Below are 15,700 nucleotides of genomic sequence, written 5' to 3'. Positions count from 1 at the left end.
CTGAATACGCGCGTTGTATGCAGCACGCGGCCTGAAACCTATCACTGATTGAGGGTTTCAACAAGGCCGATTCGGCGAACCTGTGACGCCGACAATGCCTGTGGGTTTGGTTCACTGGCTTCCCAGCCGAACTCCTCCCCAGCCTCGGCGAGTGGATTGTACTTCGCGTACTTCCGGCGTATCACGAAGGCGTACCACGCTCTTCCGACGTGTAGATAATCGAGCTTCGACCGGTCCGTCGAGAGCTCCTCATCGAAGACGTCGAGAACGGCGAGACAGCGCTCTATCTCTCTCGGCTGCCGGTCTAACTCCGACAGTGGCTCGAGCAACGCATCTGTCCCGTGCAACTCCAGGTATGTCCGCACCCACTTCGCTAACCTCGTCCGATGGGACTCGACGGTATTCTCTGCCCGTCCATCGCGAGTTTGTATCGAGTTAAGATACAATTCTGGGGGATTGACAATATACTCTTGGTCGACGTTCCACTCCCACTCCTCTGGTTCCTCGTTTTCGAGGCCGACGGCGTCGTACTCATTGACAACTGCAGTAATGTTACCGTCTACACACCACGTGTGCCGTCAAACTTCACCAGAGCTGAGTTTCCTCTTCGCGTTCGAGCTCGAATCGGAGGTGTTTGTTCCCCGAAAACTCTACCATAATCCCGTCCGATGCGTCTAACTCGACATCCCAATCAGAAATTTCTGAAAGCAGTTCCCACGTGGGCGTCGTAGTTACGTTCAGGTTGTCATCCCAGAACTTTGCAATCACTTCAGGATGGTGTAAGAGTGCAACCTCTATGGGAACTGAAAGCGTCGTCATACAGTGTTGGCACTCACAGACGACGAGTACCGTTGCTGGGTCGACCTCTTTCCCTGTGATGAACTCCAACTTCATCGACCCTCCACAACGTTGACAGACACCGTCGACAGCGGAACATAATTCCCCACGCATCTGCCGATCCGCTGCTTCCAGTGCTCGTAAGGAACTCCGTTTTGCTACGTGACCCGGCCGCAATTCGTATCGCAGTACGGTGTTCGCACACGAGAGACAATCTATCGTAGCGAGTCGGCCATCGTAAGTCGCTTCTGCTGCCGTGGCACCACAGTACGGACAGTGCGTCTCGATCGCCACCGGATCGAATTTCGGCTGTAGCGTGTATTCGTCGGCTTTGATCGACTGAACGATTCGTCGTCCTGCGTCGGTGACGACGTATCCCGTTTCCTGGTGCTGGACGTACTGTTCGGTGAGTTCCTTCAGGTGGTAGGAGAACTGTGACGTGTTCGCGGCGTCAACCGCGTCGTACAGTTCGGTGAACGAGAGCGGTTCTTGTTGGGGCACGTCGACCAGCGTTTCCAATATTCGAAGCCGGATATCACTCGCCAATAGAGCGAAGGCAGATTCCGCATCATCACGAGTCATGGGTACTGGTGGGGACGACGCCTGAAACAGATGCCGCCTTACGTGTCACTCATAGGGCAGAGAAAACTGACTAATCAATATTTCCCAATCATCTCGTGCAATACCTATCAACACATTAACTAAAACACAGAGGCGTTATTTATATGATATTATATAAAATATCCAACACTTTTATCGTGGTGGTGAGAAATAGTCTCTACGATGACGAGCACTCGAGTCCCCTTTATCGACGACCACCCAGTTGCTGCATTCTTCGTGGGCGCATTTGCCTTCACGTGGGTTATCTCGGCCCCAGCAGCGTTCATGGAAGAAAGCTGGACTCCATGGATTCTCATCTACATCGGTAGTTTCGGACCGCCAGTGAGCGCTGCCGCAGTAACGTGGCTACGCGGTGACGATGTCAGAGCCTGGGCCAGTCAGATCGTTCGGTGGCGAGTCGGTGGAATCTGGTGGCTCGCAGCCTTCGGAATACCTGTCGGTATTGTGGGAGTAACGACGGTGATTCTGTGGGCCATCGGCGGTCCGGTCGATATCGGTCGGCCCCTCCAATCTCCCGCACTAGTTGCCGTCGTGTTTTTGTTCGGCCTCACGGTTAGCGGTGGATTGAACGAAGAGCCGGGCTGGCGTGGATTCGCACAACCCTATCTGAACGACCGGTACGATGCACTCACGGCGAGCCTCATCATCGGCGTCGTCTGGGCGCTCTGGCACCTCCCGTATTTCCTCATCCCGATAGCCCCTCACTCCGGGTTCACAGTCGTTAATCAAATCGGCTGGTTCATCAGTATCATCTTGTTGTCGGTCATTCTCGGGTGGGCCTACAACAGCACGGGAAGTGTGCTAATCGCGATGGTCCTCCACGCGATGGTGAACACCGCAGACATACTCCTCCCACTGGCACCAGACCAAATCGTCATTGATGATGTCATTCAGGAAACCGCTATTGCGACGGTCACGATTACACAGGTGGCTGTCACCTTACTCGTCGCTCTCGGTATCATCGCGTACTTCGGCCGAGAGTCACTCGCCCGTGTGGAGATACCGGGGTCGGCCTATATCAGAGGAGGTAACCGATGACCGTGGACACAACCAGGAGGGAGTACGACCGGAAGCGACAAGCTGAGGGTCTCTAATCGTGGCTACAATCGGAGCCTGCGGTTTTCAGAAACGACTACTCATCGGTCAAATTACAATCTTGTCATGTCTTCTACTGTAGTGTTCGACAGCGTTCGGCCCACCTACGGAGACGTGACCGCCCTCGACGACATCTCTGTCGCGTTCGACCCCGGATTCAATGTCGTCTTGGGGCCGAACGGTGCAGGTAAAACGACGCTGTTTCGCATCGGAGCTGGAATCCTCCCGCCCGACGCCGGCGGCGTAACGGTTGCTGGGATAGACCCATTCGCGGACCAGTCGGTGAAAACCCGCGTCGGCTATCTCCCCCACGGGACGCCCCTGAACGGCCAGCTGACGGTGAGCGAGAACCTCGATTACTGGGGACGCGTGCTCGGTCTCGACACTCGAACCCGCGACGCGCGCATCGAACAGACGGCCAAGACCATGGCTGTCGACGACCTCTTGGACCGTCCAGCGACGGACCTGAGCCGTGGACAGCGTCAGCGCGTGACGATTGCCCGGGTGTTGCTCGGCGACCCCGCCGTGTTGTTTCTCGACGAACCGACAACGGGACTCGACCCCGGTGCGGCTCGGTCCCTTCGTGACCAGCTTGACGCCCTCGCAGCGGAGGGTCGAACCCTGTGTTATTCGACTCACAACCTCTACGAAGCCGAACAGCTTGCGGACGAGCTCACGGTCATCAAAGACGGTACGGTCGCCGCACAGGGCCCGAAAGACGAGCTTATCGGGCGACTCAGAGGTGAGGGTGCCCGCGAGGTATACCTTGAGTCCGACGCAGACAACGGTACGTTCGCGGCACTCGGCATCGAAGCTCGTGAATCACGGGACGGCTGGGTCGTCACGCTCCCTGAAGACCAGTCAGTTAACGACCTAATCACGGTCCTGATAGAGCGCGGCTTCACCATCGAGCGCGTCCAAGAAGAAGAGACCTCGCTTGAGGAACTATACGGTCGTCTGACTGGCGAGGAGGAGGTGTCATCCCGATGAGTTCGACGCCGGGTTGGCAGACACTCGCGAAGGCGATCATCTGGAGCGAACTCCGTGGCCGAAGCTGGCGGTTGTTCGCGTTTCCGGTCGGTGCTGGCCTGCTCTTTTTGGGCTTGCTCGGCGTGACTGCGGTTTCTCCCGACGTGCTCACGGGCACGACACGAGAGGCACTCGCCACGCAAGCAGGCCAGTTCTTCACCGGCACCGAGGACGACACAGCACTCCTACTCGCGATGTTGGTCATCCAGGGGCCGTTCTTCATCGCAATGATCAGTGCAGTCCTCTCGGTCCTCGTCACACAGACCGGTGTCGGCCAGCGACTGGCCGCCGGCGAGTTGGAATTGCTCTTGAGCGGCCCCTACCGAGAGCGCGAAGTGTTCGTCGCCCTCGTCGTCGGTTCGTTCGCCCTCGCACTCCTGATGACCGCGGTGTTGATGTCGATTGCGATAGCTGGGTCCGCATTCGTCCTTGCGTGGGCCGAGGTCTCGTTGACCGCAGGTGCGCTCCGACTCATGGTGACTGGGCTACTGACCCCAGTTCCATTGACACTGTGGGCGACGTTCGTCGCCGTCGTGGTCTATCTCCGGTTCCCCGAGACGCCTGTCAACGGGACAGAACCCGGAAACATTCTCATCATGGTCGGAATCCTCCCAGCCGTCTCACTCGTTGTCCTGCCCACGGCCGTCCCATCCATAGACCCGATTCTTCTCTCGGTTGGTGGCACCATCGTCTCACTGGGTGCCGTCGGCGTTGGATGGGTCACCGTCAGTCGGTGGCTAGACGTGAAGACGCTCCTATGAACCGCTCTGGACCAGGTTGTTCGAGGATGCCGACGTCGCCTCGTCAGCACGGAAGATGTTGCCTTCTGTACGACTTTCAGCAGTGTATCCCGCCTACGACGACCCGACGAACGCGAGCGTCACTGGCATCGTGCAGTTCGGCAGATTCAACGAGTGGCCCACCGATGACTGGACAGAAAACGAATCCACGGTTTGTGTTCAGTTCACAGCTGTCGGCGCAAAAATCGGCTGACATACAGTCGGTGGGGACACCGAAACAGGGGGAACTAACCCTCTTCGGACGACTGAAGGGACATGGTATCCCACCACGCGCTCATCGACCGAGCGACCGTTCGTTTGGGCTCGCTCTTTGTCGGAGGGAACCGCTTTTTCGCCCGGAGCGTTGACGCCCCTCGTGTCGAGGAGATGCTCCCTTCAGTCAGTGTCTCGGTTCCGACACTGGCCGGTGAGGGAATCCACGAAATCTCTGCAGAGACCCCTGTCGGAACTCTGGGTGTCGGCATCAAGGTTGTACAGTGGTGCGGGCCAGACTATCCAACAATCGTCTACCACCACGGGAACGACGAGCGACCGTTTTCGTCGAGTCGCTTTTCACCGAACACGTTTCGGGACCTTCTTGTCGACCATGCGGACCACCTCGAAATGAACGTCATCGGACTCAGAGCCCCGTTTCACGACGGGACGACCCGGGATTATGCACGAAAGATGGGTGACCTGTCCAACTTCGTCGCAATGCTCGCAACGTCTGTGGCAGCCATCGATGGAATCGTCGACCAACAGGAGGACAGCGTTCCAGTGGCCGTCGCGGGCGTGAGTCTCGGTGGGTGGGTAACGAACCTGCATCGTGCCTACGAAGGGACTGCGGACGTGTACATCCCGATGCTCGCTGGCGCCGAACTCGGTAAGCTGTTCACCCGGTCGACCTACCGTCGCCTGCTCGGGCGGGCAGGGCGGGAGAACCCGACTGCAGTCGAGCAGACGTTGGATTTCGGGGAGGACCTTCGTGACAACGGTACAGGGACGGTCTATCCGCTGCTGGCGAGGCACGACCAGTATATCGAGTACGAACGCCAGCGACGCGCTTACGACGAGTCCAATCTCTTGGTCGTCGACCGTGGACACATCACGGCGACACTGAACCCGACGCCACTCCGAGAGCACTTGCTCGGTGTGCTCACGCAACTCTCGAGGCCGTAAATGGTCGATATCCGTGGTCCAATCGACGCGCCCGCTCTCATCTTCGTCCACGGGGCCGGTATCTCACGAAAGCTCTGGGTCCCACAGATGGATTCGCTCGCAGACTCCTTTCGGACCCTCGCGCCGGACCTCCCCGGACACGGTGACCGCGCCGACGAACCGTTCCGATTCGATGACGCCGTGGAGACCGTGGCAGCACTCCTAGCCGATGTGGAATCTGACTGCGTCGTCTTGGTCGGTCAGTCGCTCGGTGGCTACGTAGTGACCAGCGTGGCGGCCCGCAACCCCGACCGTGTGTCGGGGGTGGTCCTCTCTGGGAGCAGTGCCGACTATCGCGGTCAGTTGGGTGCCCGGACGACCGTCAGTAGCTACCTGTTTCGACTCGGCGCTAGGGTTCCCGGCGTCGAACCCCGGTTCGAACGAACGATGGGCGAGCGGTTGCGTTCGCTCCCGCTCTCCGATGCGGCAATCGAAGAAATACTCGAGGCGGGACTGTCGCTGGATGCGTGGGGGCAGTCCGGCCTGGCGCTCGTCGGAGTCGATTTCCCTGCACTCCTGTCGAGATTCGCTGGACCGGTTCTGTTCATCAATTGCGAAGACGACAAGATTAATCGACCGGCAGCAGTCGAACGGTGTTCCGAACTGTCGAACGCTACCCCTGTCGTCATTCGCGATGCGGGCCACACCGTGAATCTCGAACGGCCCGAGGCGTACACGGGTATCGTCCGTGAGTTCGCCATGTCACTGTGTCGAGACGAGGCAGAGTCGATTCCTGACCGACTCTGAAACTGAAATTATCCTGTCGACATTCTGAGTGCAACCGCTACCGGGCGAACGTTACCTTCCCAAATTTTTCTATTTAGTCATTGAGGGGAAACGACGGCGGTGCGAAAAGGGCGAACGGCAGCCAGTGTTGACCACCGATTGGGTCGCTGTTCTATCTCCCGCGACGAGTGATTGTGCTACCTCGCATCCTGCCCGAATTCGGGTGTGGTTGACTCCGCGGGGCCAGATTTCATACGGAGATATGCACCGACGTAACCACCCGCGGCGCTCAGGCCGGCATTCCAAAGTACCCCGAGAGGAACGATGAGCAGCAAGATGATGGCTAGTTCGACGCCCCCCGGGGCACCGAATCCACCCGTCGTGGACGTCCCGAAGAACACGACGACGCCGAGAGCGAGTACGAGGAGGAACGGAATGCTCGCGATGACGCCGGAGATAGCACCGACTCTCGCACCACGATTGGGACGTTCCTGTTGGAGGTAACCAGCCACCGCCCCACCGACCACAGGCGAGATTGCAGTGAACGCGAGAACGATTGTGACGACTGCACCGATGACTGCGTTGCGGAGGGTATTTGTGTCGCTCATATGAGTGAATTTGCCGACCAAGAGGAAATACGCGAGAGATACTTCTCACGAACTGAGACCTACTCACGTCTGCTGTCGGTTTCGGAGGGGTCGTTCATCACGCTGCGGGTTTCGAGGCAACGAGTAGAGAGATTGTATCACCGGAACGATTGAGGGGCCCGAATCTGTACTACTGCGTATGACGTTTGACGAGCGGCCAGAACGCACATTGCTCGTCTACACGCTCGCGACGTACGCGTTCTCGTGGGCGTGCTGGGGGCTTCGGGCTGTGATCCCCAACTCCGACGCGGTCACTGGATCGGTTCTGTTCGTTCTCGGCGGTCTCGGCCCGTTCTTCGTGGGCATCCTCCTGACGTACGCTGCAGGACGAAGCGTGCAGTCGTGGCTTGCGAACATCTTCAGCACTCGGGTTGCCGGTCGGTACTACGTCGTCGCGTTCGTCCTGCCGGCCGTCGTCGTCCTCGCTGCTGGAGTCGTTCACGCGCTTGTCTTTGGTGGCGAATCGTCTCTCAATGCACTCCCTGCGGCGGTCGAGTACCCGCTCTTCTTGGGGTTTATCGCTCTATTCGGTGGTGGGTTAGAAGAACCGGGGTGGCGTGGATATCTCCTCCCTCATCTGCAGGACAAATACACTGCACTCGTTGCCGCTCTCCTTGTCGGCCTCGTCTGGGCTGGCTGGCACCTGCCACTGTTCTTCCTCTCGGGGACAGTGCAGAATGGGATGTCGCCGTGGTTGTACGTCGCCCAACTTATTGCATTGTCCGTCGTGCTGACGTGGCTGACCAACGCTACAGGAGGGAGTGTCGTTCCCGCCATCGTCCTCCATGCCGGTGGAAACGCCATCCTGAACTACTACCCGATTGGCGGCGTCGCCGGTGCAATTTCTCCGCTGGGGTTGGGCCTACTTGCCACGGCGCTAACGGTGGTCGCGCTCGCTTTGGTGATACACTACGGGCCGCGACACCTCGCCCCGTCTGGTGAGTACATGGCGGTTTCTTCTCACTCTAGTGATTGAAATGATAGGCAGTACGAACCGCCCACCAGTAACGACGATGGACGCGACGTCGCTCACGGGGTATCGCGTGTCGACCACGAGCGGTTTCGTCGCCCACCACTGCAATCTGTGCGTACTCGATGTGGGAGACTCACGTCAAGTCCGAAAGTCGAACTCGAGCACGAGCCGCGAGGTCTGTCGGACCGTAGCGGACAAGCAAGGCGACGGCAACGATTGCGACGACCAGCGCGTACGTGCCGTATCCAGGAGTGGTCTTTAGGCTGTCCACACCCGCTAAGAAATACCCGCCGGCGGGGTTGATACTGGCGTGATATAGCCACGGGATGAGGAGGCTCCCAGTAGCGTTGTAGAGCCATGTGAGCACGACGGCTGTGGCGAGGACGCCAACCGCGTAGGGGACCATCGGGACGCCGGCCTGCGAGCTCCCTGGAACGAAGAACAGTGGAATGTGCCAGACGAACCAGACGAACCCGATTAGGACACTTGCCGTGAACGCAGAAAGTCCTTCTTGGAGTGCCGGCTGAGCAAACCCACGCCACCCGAGTTCTTCGTTCCCGCCACCGACGGCAAACGTCAACGCAAGGCCGAGAGGGAACATCCAGAGCGCAGCGAGTTCGTCGAACGCGTACGACGCATCGAAGACGGTCACGTAGATGATACTGGAGGCGACGATGAGGATCGGCGGCAAGACGACAGCGAGCGCGTACCATCGAAGCGAGAGACGATAGCGGAGGTTCGACCGAAGCCACGTGCGGACACTCAATCCCGTAAGCCGGAGCGTGACCAGCGCACCGACGAACGGACCAAATCCACCGAGTAGGATGAGGGGTGTGGTTGCCGACGCAGGAACGATTCCGAACACGAGGAGGGCCCACAACCCCCACGAATACGTGAGCGTGCTTGCGACGAAGATGCCGAAGGTGTACCAGTGTCTCGATTCTGGTGATTCGCTGTCTATCTCCGTAGTGACGACACCATCGGTTCCGAAACCAGTTCCAGAATTCATGTACTATGTGTGTTTTCTAATACCATATCACACTTCACTGGGTCTCGGTCAATGAGAAACAGCATCTCTGGAACTATTACGCATCCAATAGACTGGCAATGGTACCTATAGTTCTGCACCCAACAAGGCGTTTTAAAGACGTAAATCTCAATTCAGGTGCGAGAACCTGATGCTCGTGTGGAGCATGTACCCTCTCACACCAGTATCCATGCTCGGTACGGTTCGCAGGTCGGGACACCGCTGTCCTCGTCGAACCCGTCGCGATATCGCTTCGGTGCGATATCTTACCAGTAGACATCGACGAGTTCGTCGAGAACCATGCGGGGCCAGTTGTAGCGGCGCTCTCTCGTCTCGTTCTCTGAAGCCTCCTCTTCGGCCTCTAATCCTTGGATTCAAAGTGCTGATTCACGCCTTACCTCCGGTGACTAACCCTATCGCTGCATGTTTGGGTGATTCTGAATCGTGAATTTTCATTACTCAGTGACTTTATCACACCTAGTTAATACTTTGGCTTATGCGGGAGTGGACCATACACAACTGCAATTAGTAAAACTGGGTCGTGAACTCACGATTAGAAGATAAATAATATATCGCTATACAAAATGGAGGGGACTGAAGTCACACAACCTCGGAGGATGGAAGTGTTGCGTGCCTTCTATTCAAGCACAACAACGGAGAAATAGGCGCAGTCTATCGGTTTTGATTTCATATCACTCAGAAAACCTTTCCACACTATCTCACCGTGACGAACTCGGAAATCACGAGACGAGGGCCTAATCAAACACAAGCCATGTGAAAATAAGACACGCAACAGAACCCAAACTCCGAAACTGTGAAGTCACACAACCTCGGATGGAAGTGCTGTGTGCCTTATTTTCGCGCATATTTAGTCTGATTAAGCTCTCACCTCGTGATTTCCGAGCCCATCACAGTGAGGGAATCCGGAAATTTATTTTTTGAGAGATAAAGTATCAAAAAATCGATAGACTGCTCCTATTCCAGACTTAACCAACCGTATTCACACCGAGGTCTGTAAGAGCGAACTGGTCCATGTTGAATTACTTCAGCCAACGAATGGCAATTCTGAGAGAACCAAATATCAAAGTTGATCTCTATGGAGGCAGCTCAGTGATTCTTTTTGGTCACCAACAGGAGATAACTCAGAGGAGTATTGCGAATTCAGGGCTATTTGGCAATCCAGAAAATGATAGAAAATTATACATGACATTATCATAATTCGATTTTATGAACATTTCCCAGCAGAAGATTTTTGCGCTCATTTTCGTATTTCTTCTTCTTACTTCGCCGATCACTACTGTCGCAGCAAGGCCAGCACCGTACACGGACTCCTCTCAGGAATCCTTTCTAGAGCAAATAGACATTCCCAAGCCCGACCTTTCGATTTTGAATGGAGAGCAAAGAGCGAACAACGATGAAAATGCTACGGGGAAAGCAACAAGACAAGGGCAAGGAAAGAGCCAAAAGAAGGGGCAAAACAAGACACAAAAGGGCGGAAACCAACCAGATAACGGGGCTCAAGGAAAAACAACCACAACACAAGCACCCGATGGGACCGAGAGAACAAATTCGAGTTCTAAAAAAGACGAGAAAGCATCCAAAAGGTCCAAGAACAGTAACAAGACTGGAGAAAAGCACAAGCCGGACCCGAATCAGGGACAGAGTCAGAATTCGAATTCGAAGAAAGGCGAGAAGTCTCCGAACGGGATGGTGAATGGGAATAGAGCCGAAGAGAAGAAATCTGGCAATTCAAACAAGAGCAACAACGTTCCCGAAAAGAATACGCAAAGAAAGGAAAATCGGGACCGAAGCGAACAACGACAATCGAACAGGAGGGAAGCAACAGAGAGTAGAGGAAATTCAAACGACAAGCGGCCTTCGAACCCAGGGAAGAAAAAAGGGGCAGAAGGACATAACCAGAACTCGAAGAGTGAAGCTTCGAGTTACGGAAAGCGAACTGTTTCTGAGTGGATTGAGAAGCTAGGTGGTACACCACAGGACTTGGGCAATGGTCTGGAAAATTCCACCCTCGAAAACTCAACCATCCAGAATGAGACATTAGTCACTGTTGAACTGGGACCAAATGCGAGTGCTTTGGCACACCGGCATGCCGCACTCGACCTCCTTGAGGCCCAAGCAGAGACCGAAAACAGTCGGAAAGCACAGTTGCACTACCAGACAGTTGATGGGACATTTTCCTACATTCTCGATGCGGACCGGGTGAATAATGTCTCCGTCTTCAAAGAAGACAAGCGCGTTGTGGCGTCGATGCACAAGCGTGCGCCAAATGTAACTGCCCATCTCGTTGCGTCTGATTCCCGCCTTGCTCGGCAGGCAATCGAAGATGCGAAGCGTACTCGTCGAATCCTCGAGGAGCGTAACACCTCGTACGATGAGGCGAATGTCTCCGCTGAAATTGCTGCTGCAGAGGCAGCACTCGAACGCGGTGATCGCCACCGGTCGAAGAACGCAATGGGGACGATTCCAAAGTATCGACAGGCCTGGGACCGCGCACAGCGTGCTCTCGATATCATGGACTGGGCAGTTACCCCAGTCGTTACAATCGACACACGGGAAGACTTCCGACACGACGGTGCGATTACCTATCATCTCAATGGAACGGTCTTCGACGTCCGCACGTACGAGACGCCAACGCTCACGGTGGAGTCAAATGGAACGGCCAGGACCGTTCGGGTCACAACGAGTACCACTCCAGCAAGCATTGAGACGTTCAATACGACGGTCACTCTTAGACACCGAGTTAACGAAATTACTGTCCAGGCAACAGATCCAAACATAGCACTGGGCACGGATACTGATGAAACACCTCCACCAGCAACAGGCCGTGACCAACTCAAACTCGATGGCGATGGCCTCCCAGACACATACGAACAGTCCGTAACAGGGACCCTCCCGCTTAACCCGGACAGTAATTCGACACAGACCACTAAGAACGAGAGTGGGAATGGGATAGTCGACGGTGCTGAAGACTTTGACCAAGATTCCGTCCTGACCTTCCAAGAATACGTGAGAGGCCTCGACCCATTCGACGCAGATTCAGACGGTGATCAATTGAACGATGGGTTTGAATTGCAATATCCGTCACTTGATCCGCTCTCAGTCGATAGCGACAACAACGGAGTGCCAGACGGAAGAGAAGATCCAGACGGTGACGGCCTCTCAAATCTTCATGAGCAAAATGCATCCACGAACGCAGTTCTATCCGACACGGACCATGATGGCCTTCTCGATGGAGCGGAGGTTGATAAGTACGGAACGAATCCTCTCGACCAAGACACTGATAAAGATGGACTCGGCGACGCTGAGGAATTGGAGTTAGGAACTGACCCACTTCTCGCGGACACAGATGGTGATGGAGTTCTTGACGGTGAAGAGACGTTCACCACTTCCACTGCCAACGAGTCGGTTGGAATTGAAATCGACATCACGGGCAATGGAGATATTGCTGGGGGCGTAACCGTCTCAAAAGCGTCGAAAGAACCGTTTGAAGGGACTGCAGCCGAAGATTCAACAGTCTCTGAGGTAGTCGATATTCACGCTAACTCTGGATTCGAGTCTGCGAAGCTCACGCTTTCGTACGACGAAAAGAAGACAAAGTCCGAGAGGGACCTTGCTGTTTACCGATTCGAGACTGAAAATCAACGATTCGTCAAGCTCGATTCGACGGTGAATGCAAAGAATGACACGGTAACTGCCGAAACTCCGCACTTCTCGGTCTATCTTGTCATGGACTCGGCCAAGTGGCAGAAATCATTTGCGAAGAAACTGCCGACCAGGGACGACGCACGCTCGACGACATTCAGCGACGAGTTCAAGGATATCGGTGACTGGGACTGTGAGGGCGAATGTCGGGTGAGTGATGGACACGTCGAGATTGGTAGTGGTAGCGGCATATCGAGCCAGTCACTAAAAACTAGTGAGCTATCGATTGGTATCCTCAGTGGGCCACCTCGGTGTGATATCTCTGACGAGCCTGGCTGTATTGACGAACCAGTGGAGGAACCAGACGACTGTGCAGCAGACGAAGTTTGGGATCAAACGTACGAAACCTGTGTCCCAAATGGCGATGACGACGAAGATACATCTGACCCACCGGAGGATGATGGTGGAAGTGACGGTAATGACGATAACGGTGACGGAGATAACGATGGTTGGAATACACCCGAACCAATTCCACCATCAAAATTCACCCGGGGAATCACGCTCCACGACGACACCATTCGGGCCGGCATCGTTCTCAACACCCGGGCTGAGGCATCTAGTGACGGTGAAGCGACTGTCTGCATCGTCGGAGAGAGTGATACGATCTGCCCGCTCACGCTCGAGAATGGAGAGACGCGTTCGTGGACGAAACTGAAGTCGAGTCTTACCCAGTTTGCTGGCGAAGAAATCACTCTCAGAATCAAGACGACTGAAGGGTCTAACATCGAAATCGATTCCATTGATGTCTGGCAGACCAGAGATTCAGATGGTGACGGCCTGCCCAATGAAATGGAGCGGAGCGGGATTCGGAACTACAAGGGTGAGACGGTTACGACCGACCCATTCGATGAAGATACCGATGGAGATGGTTGGTCTGATGGTAGGGAAGTTGGAAAGTTCGAGCCAAGATATTCGTCTGGTGGCTACCACTACCTATTGAGCGACCCAACACGGGCAGATACAGACGGGGATGGTATTGATGATCCAGTTGAGAGAGATATATTGGATTCCAATCCCCTAGAACCAGATACAGACGGCGACGGATATATCGATATCATTGATCCGCGGCCCACTATTGAAGACAACCAGCCAACGATTGAGATTGAGTCAAACAATCTAAAAGAGAAGATTGATGTGTTCGTCTCAGACGATTCACCGATTAAATCGGTGGATGTGAATGGTCGTTACAATCCGTGGTGTTGCCGTGAGCCATATTGGGATAAATCATACCCAAGTGAAGTTACCACATCTATTGATGGAACTTCGAAGTATCATATTCCCATTCGTCAACACGGACTTGACGAACATCCCGAAGAGTACTATGTGAATGCCACAGACGTACACGGAAATAAGGTGGCTTTCCATGTGACCCCCGTTCAAGATGGAGGCTTTACTGTTGCAAGTGTGGTTGTAGTATCCGGGGCAGCTGGGTCGGAGGTAGCTGCTGGCGGAGGTGTTGCCCTCATCGGGGGTTCGACAGCAATGACTGCTGGTGTGGGAATTCTCGTTGTTGGGGGAGTTGCCTACCTGGATTATCAATCAACGACCTTCCAGAAAGAACAGGTCAAGTTGACGAGGGAACTTCCTCTCCTAAATCTCGCGGAGCTTGATATCGAGAATCCAAAAGGGGTGGACAAAGAAGTCAAGCTTCCAAAAAGGAAGTGGGAAGACCATATTGAGGGACGTGATGGACATCTATCTAAAGAAGAAATTCGCCGTGTCATTGAAAAGGCAGATAAAGTCTATAAAAACGATCGAGGATTATACATGTGGATAATCATCGAAAATGGCGTTGTGAAAATAGTTCGCGCTTATGATAGAGGTGACCACCTCGAAATAGGAACTGCATATGAACGACATGAAAACCCAATAGAATATGTCCAAGAGTGGGTTAATAGCAACCATATGTACGAGGTCCCCTTAGATGAATAAGATACTCAGAGATGGAAATTGGAGGATGTTCCAATGCAACGCGGCTCATACTGGAAACAGCTTGAGTTCAGTTGGTCCAAAGGAATCTGTTCGCGAGCGGTGGAGTTTCGATAGTGGCTCTGCAATTCCTTCATCACCAGTTGTAGATAATGATATGGTCTATTTCGGAAATCAAAACAGTGGACCAGAAGCTAATTTGTTTGCTCTTTCGTCAGTGGATGGGTCAAAACGATGGAGTTTCAACTGCCGTGACGAAGTTCGAACATCTCCAGCAGTTGGTAAGGGAACACTCTTTGCGAGTAGCTTGTACCCCTCCCTATATGCGGTTTCTCTGGCATCAGGGTCTCTGAAATGGAGTGTTGATGTGGATTCACCAATGGATTCCTCACCTACAATCTACGACGGAACAGTCTACGTGGGGTCGTGGGAAGGGTCGCTCCTCGCTATTGATGAAAAGACTGGGAGTATCCGATGGAAGTACGAAACAAAAGCTGAAATTGAATCCTCGCCAGCAGTTAGAAAAAATGTAGTATACATTGGTAATGTAGATGGGTCCGTATACGCGCTTAATTCAACTAACGGAGACCTACTTTGGAATTGTAATATTGACCAACCAATAACATCAACAATCGCAGTCACTCCTGAATTTGTCTTCGTAGCATCCAGATTAGGCCAGGTAGTTGCAATTGATCCAGTCTCCGGACAAAAGCAGTGGACATTCTCAGTCGGCCATTATCCTTGCTCGTCACTGGCGGTATCAAACGGGGTCGTCTATTTCGGGTGTGCTAACCACTACGTCTATGCGTTAGATGTTGAGACTGGTCAAGAGATTTGGCGATTCAAGACCAAAGATAAAGTAAAATCCTCTCCAGCTATAGCTGATAGAATACTCTATATTGGGAGCGATGACCAGCACGTATATGCTCTTGATGCAGACAATGGGAACGAACTTTGGCAGTTCGAAACAAGTTATGCAGTTCGATCATCACCAGCAATCGCTAATGGGACCCTATATATTGGGAATAATGAAGGGCGGATATACGCTTTAGAAGACAAATAAGATACAGACACGTTTTTTTCGGTCATTGTGTAT

Annotated in this window: 11 protein-coding genes and 1 pseudogene; 8 read left to right on the top strand and 4 right to left on the bottom strand. The window is 54.1% G+C overall.

Going from position 1 to position 15,700, the window contains the following annotated elements; all coding sequences use genetic code 11:
• Positions 1–68 precede the first annotated feature (68 nt).
• Positions 69–527 (bottom strand): annotated as a pseudogene (locus GJR96_RS15925) (site-specific integrase); the annotation flags it as partial.
• A gap of 58 nt (positions 528–585) precedes the next feature.
• Positions 586–1,419, bottom strand: a complete 834-nt coding sequence (locus GJR96_RS15920) for a winged helix-turn-helix domain-containing protein (RefSeq protein ID WP_151164289.1) — start codon at positions 1,417–1,419, stop codon at positions 586–588.
• A 201-nt stretch (positions 1,420–1,620) separates the two neighbouring features.
• Here GJR96_RS15920 and GJR96_RS15915 point away from each other — a divergent pair, with 201 nt between their 5' ends.
• The 5 genes from GJR96_RS15915 to GJR96_RS15895 all read left to right on the top strand — a co-directional run bounded on the left by GJR96_RS15915 (position 1,621) and on the right by GJR96_RS15895 (position 6,326).
• A complete protein-coding gene (locus GJR96_RS15915) occupies positions 1,621–2,496 on the top strand; it encodes a CPBP family intramembrane glutamic endopeptidase (protein ID WP_225317764.1) in 876 nt (291 codons plus the stop codon).
• A gap of 123 nt (positions 2,497–2,619) precedes the next feature.
• Positions 2,620–3,543: an ABC transporter ATP-binding protein gene (locus GJR96_RS15910; RefSeq protein ID WP_151164286.1), complete on the top strand. Its 924-nt coding sequence runs from the start codon at positions 2,620–2,622 to the stop codon at positions 3,541–3,543.
• Positions 3,540–4,343: a hypothetical protein gene (locus GJR96_RS15905; RefSeq protein ID WP_151164283.1), complete on the top strand. Its 804-nt coding sequence runs from the start codon at positions 3,540–3,542 to the stop codon at positions 4,341–4,343. The genes GJR96_RS15910 and GJR96_RS15905 overlap by 4 nt, the downstream gene beginning before the upstream one ends.
• 294 nt (positions 4,344–4,637) lie before the next feature.
• A complete protein-coding gene (locus GJR96_RS15900) occupies positions 4,638–5,540 on the top strand; it encodes a hypothetical protein (protein ID WP_151164280.1) in 903 nt (300 codons plus the stop codon).
• A complete protein-coding gene (locus GJR96_RS15895; protein WP_151164277.1) occupies positions 5,541–6,326 on the top strand; it encodes an alpha/beta fold hydrolase in 786 nt (261 codons plus the stop codon).
• 176 nt (positions 6,327–6,502) lie between these two features.
• On the opposite strand, the gene GJR96_RS15890 is transcribed toward GJR96_RS15895, so the two are convergent.
• Positions 6,503–6,913 carry a DUF5518 domain-containing protein gene (locus GJR96_RS15890; protein ID WP_151164275.1) on the bottom strand — a complete coding sequence of 137 codons (411 nt, stop codon included), beginning with the start codon at positions 6,911–6,913 and terminating at the stop codon, positions 6,503–6,505.
• A 178-nt stretch (positions 6,914–7,091) separates the two neighbouring features.
• On the opposite strand from GJR96_RS15890, the gene GJR96_RS15885 reads away from it, so the two are divergent.
• Positions 7,092–7,928 (top strand): CPBP family intramembrane glutamic endopeptidase, encoded by an 837-nt coding sequence (locus tag GJR96_RS15885; protein ID WP_151164272.1) that lies wholly within the window; start codon positions 7,092–7,094, stop codon positions 7,926–7,928.
• 130 nt (positions 7,929–8,058) lie between these two features.
• On the opposite strand, the gene GJR96_RS15880 is transcribed toward GJR96_RS15885, so the two are convergent.
• Positions 8,059–8,934, bottom strand: coding sequence for a CPBP family intramembrane glutamic endopeptidase (locus GJR96_RS15880; RefSeq protein ID WP_151164269.1), 876 nt, complete (start codon positions 8,932–8,934; stop codon positions 8,059–8,061).
• Between the two features lie 1,245 nt (positions 8,935–10,179).
• Between GJR96_RS15880 and GJR96_RS15875 the strand changes: the two genes are divergently transcribed.
• Positions 10,180–14,607 carry a hypothetical protein gene (locus GJR96_RS15875; protein WP_151164266.1) on the top strand — a complete coding sequence of 1,476 codons (4,428 nt, stop codon included), beginning with the start codon at positions 10,180–10,182 and terminating at the stop codon, positions 14,605–14,607.
• Positions 14,600–15,667: an outer membrane protein assembly factor BamB family protein gene (locus tag GJR96_RS15870; protein WP_151164263.1), complete on the top strand. Its 1,068-nt coding sequence runs from the start codon at positions 14,600–14,602 to the stop codon at positions 15,665–15,667. The genes GJR96_RS15875 and GJR96_RS15870 overlap by 8 nt, the downstream gene beginning before the upstream one ends.
• The last annotated feature ends 33 nt before the right edge of the window (positions 15,668–15,700 follow it).

The sequence above is a fragment of the Haloferax litoreum genome (assembly GCF_009674605.1).
Classification (GTDB): domain Archaea; phylum Halobacteriota; class Halobacteria; order Halobacteriales; family Haloferacaceae; genus Haloferax; species Haloferax litoreum.
Note: the sequence above shows the minus strand (reverse complement) of the source record. Positions and strands in the feature narration are given on the sequence as shown.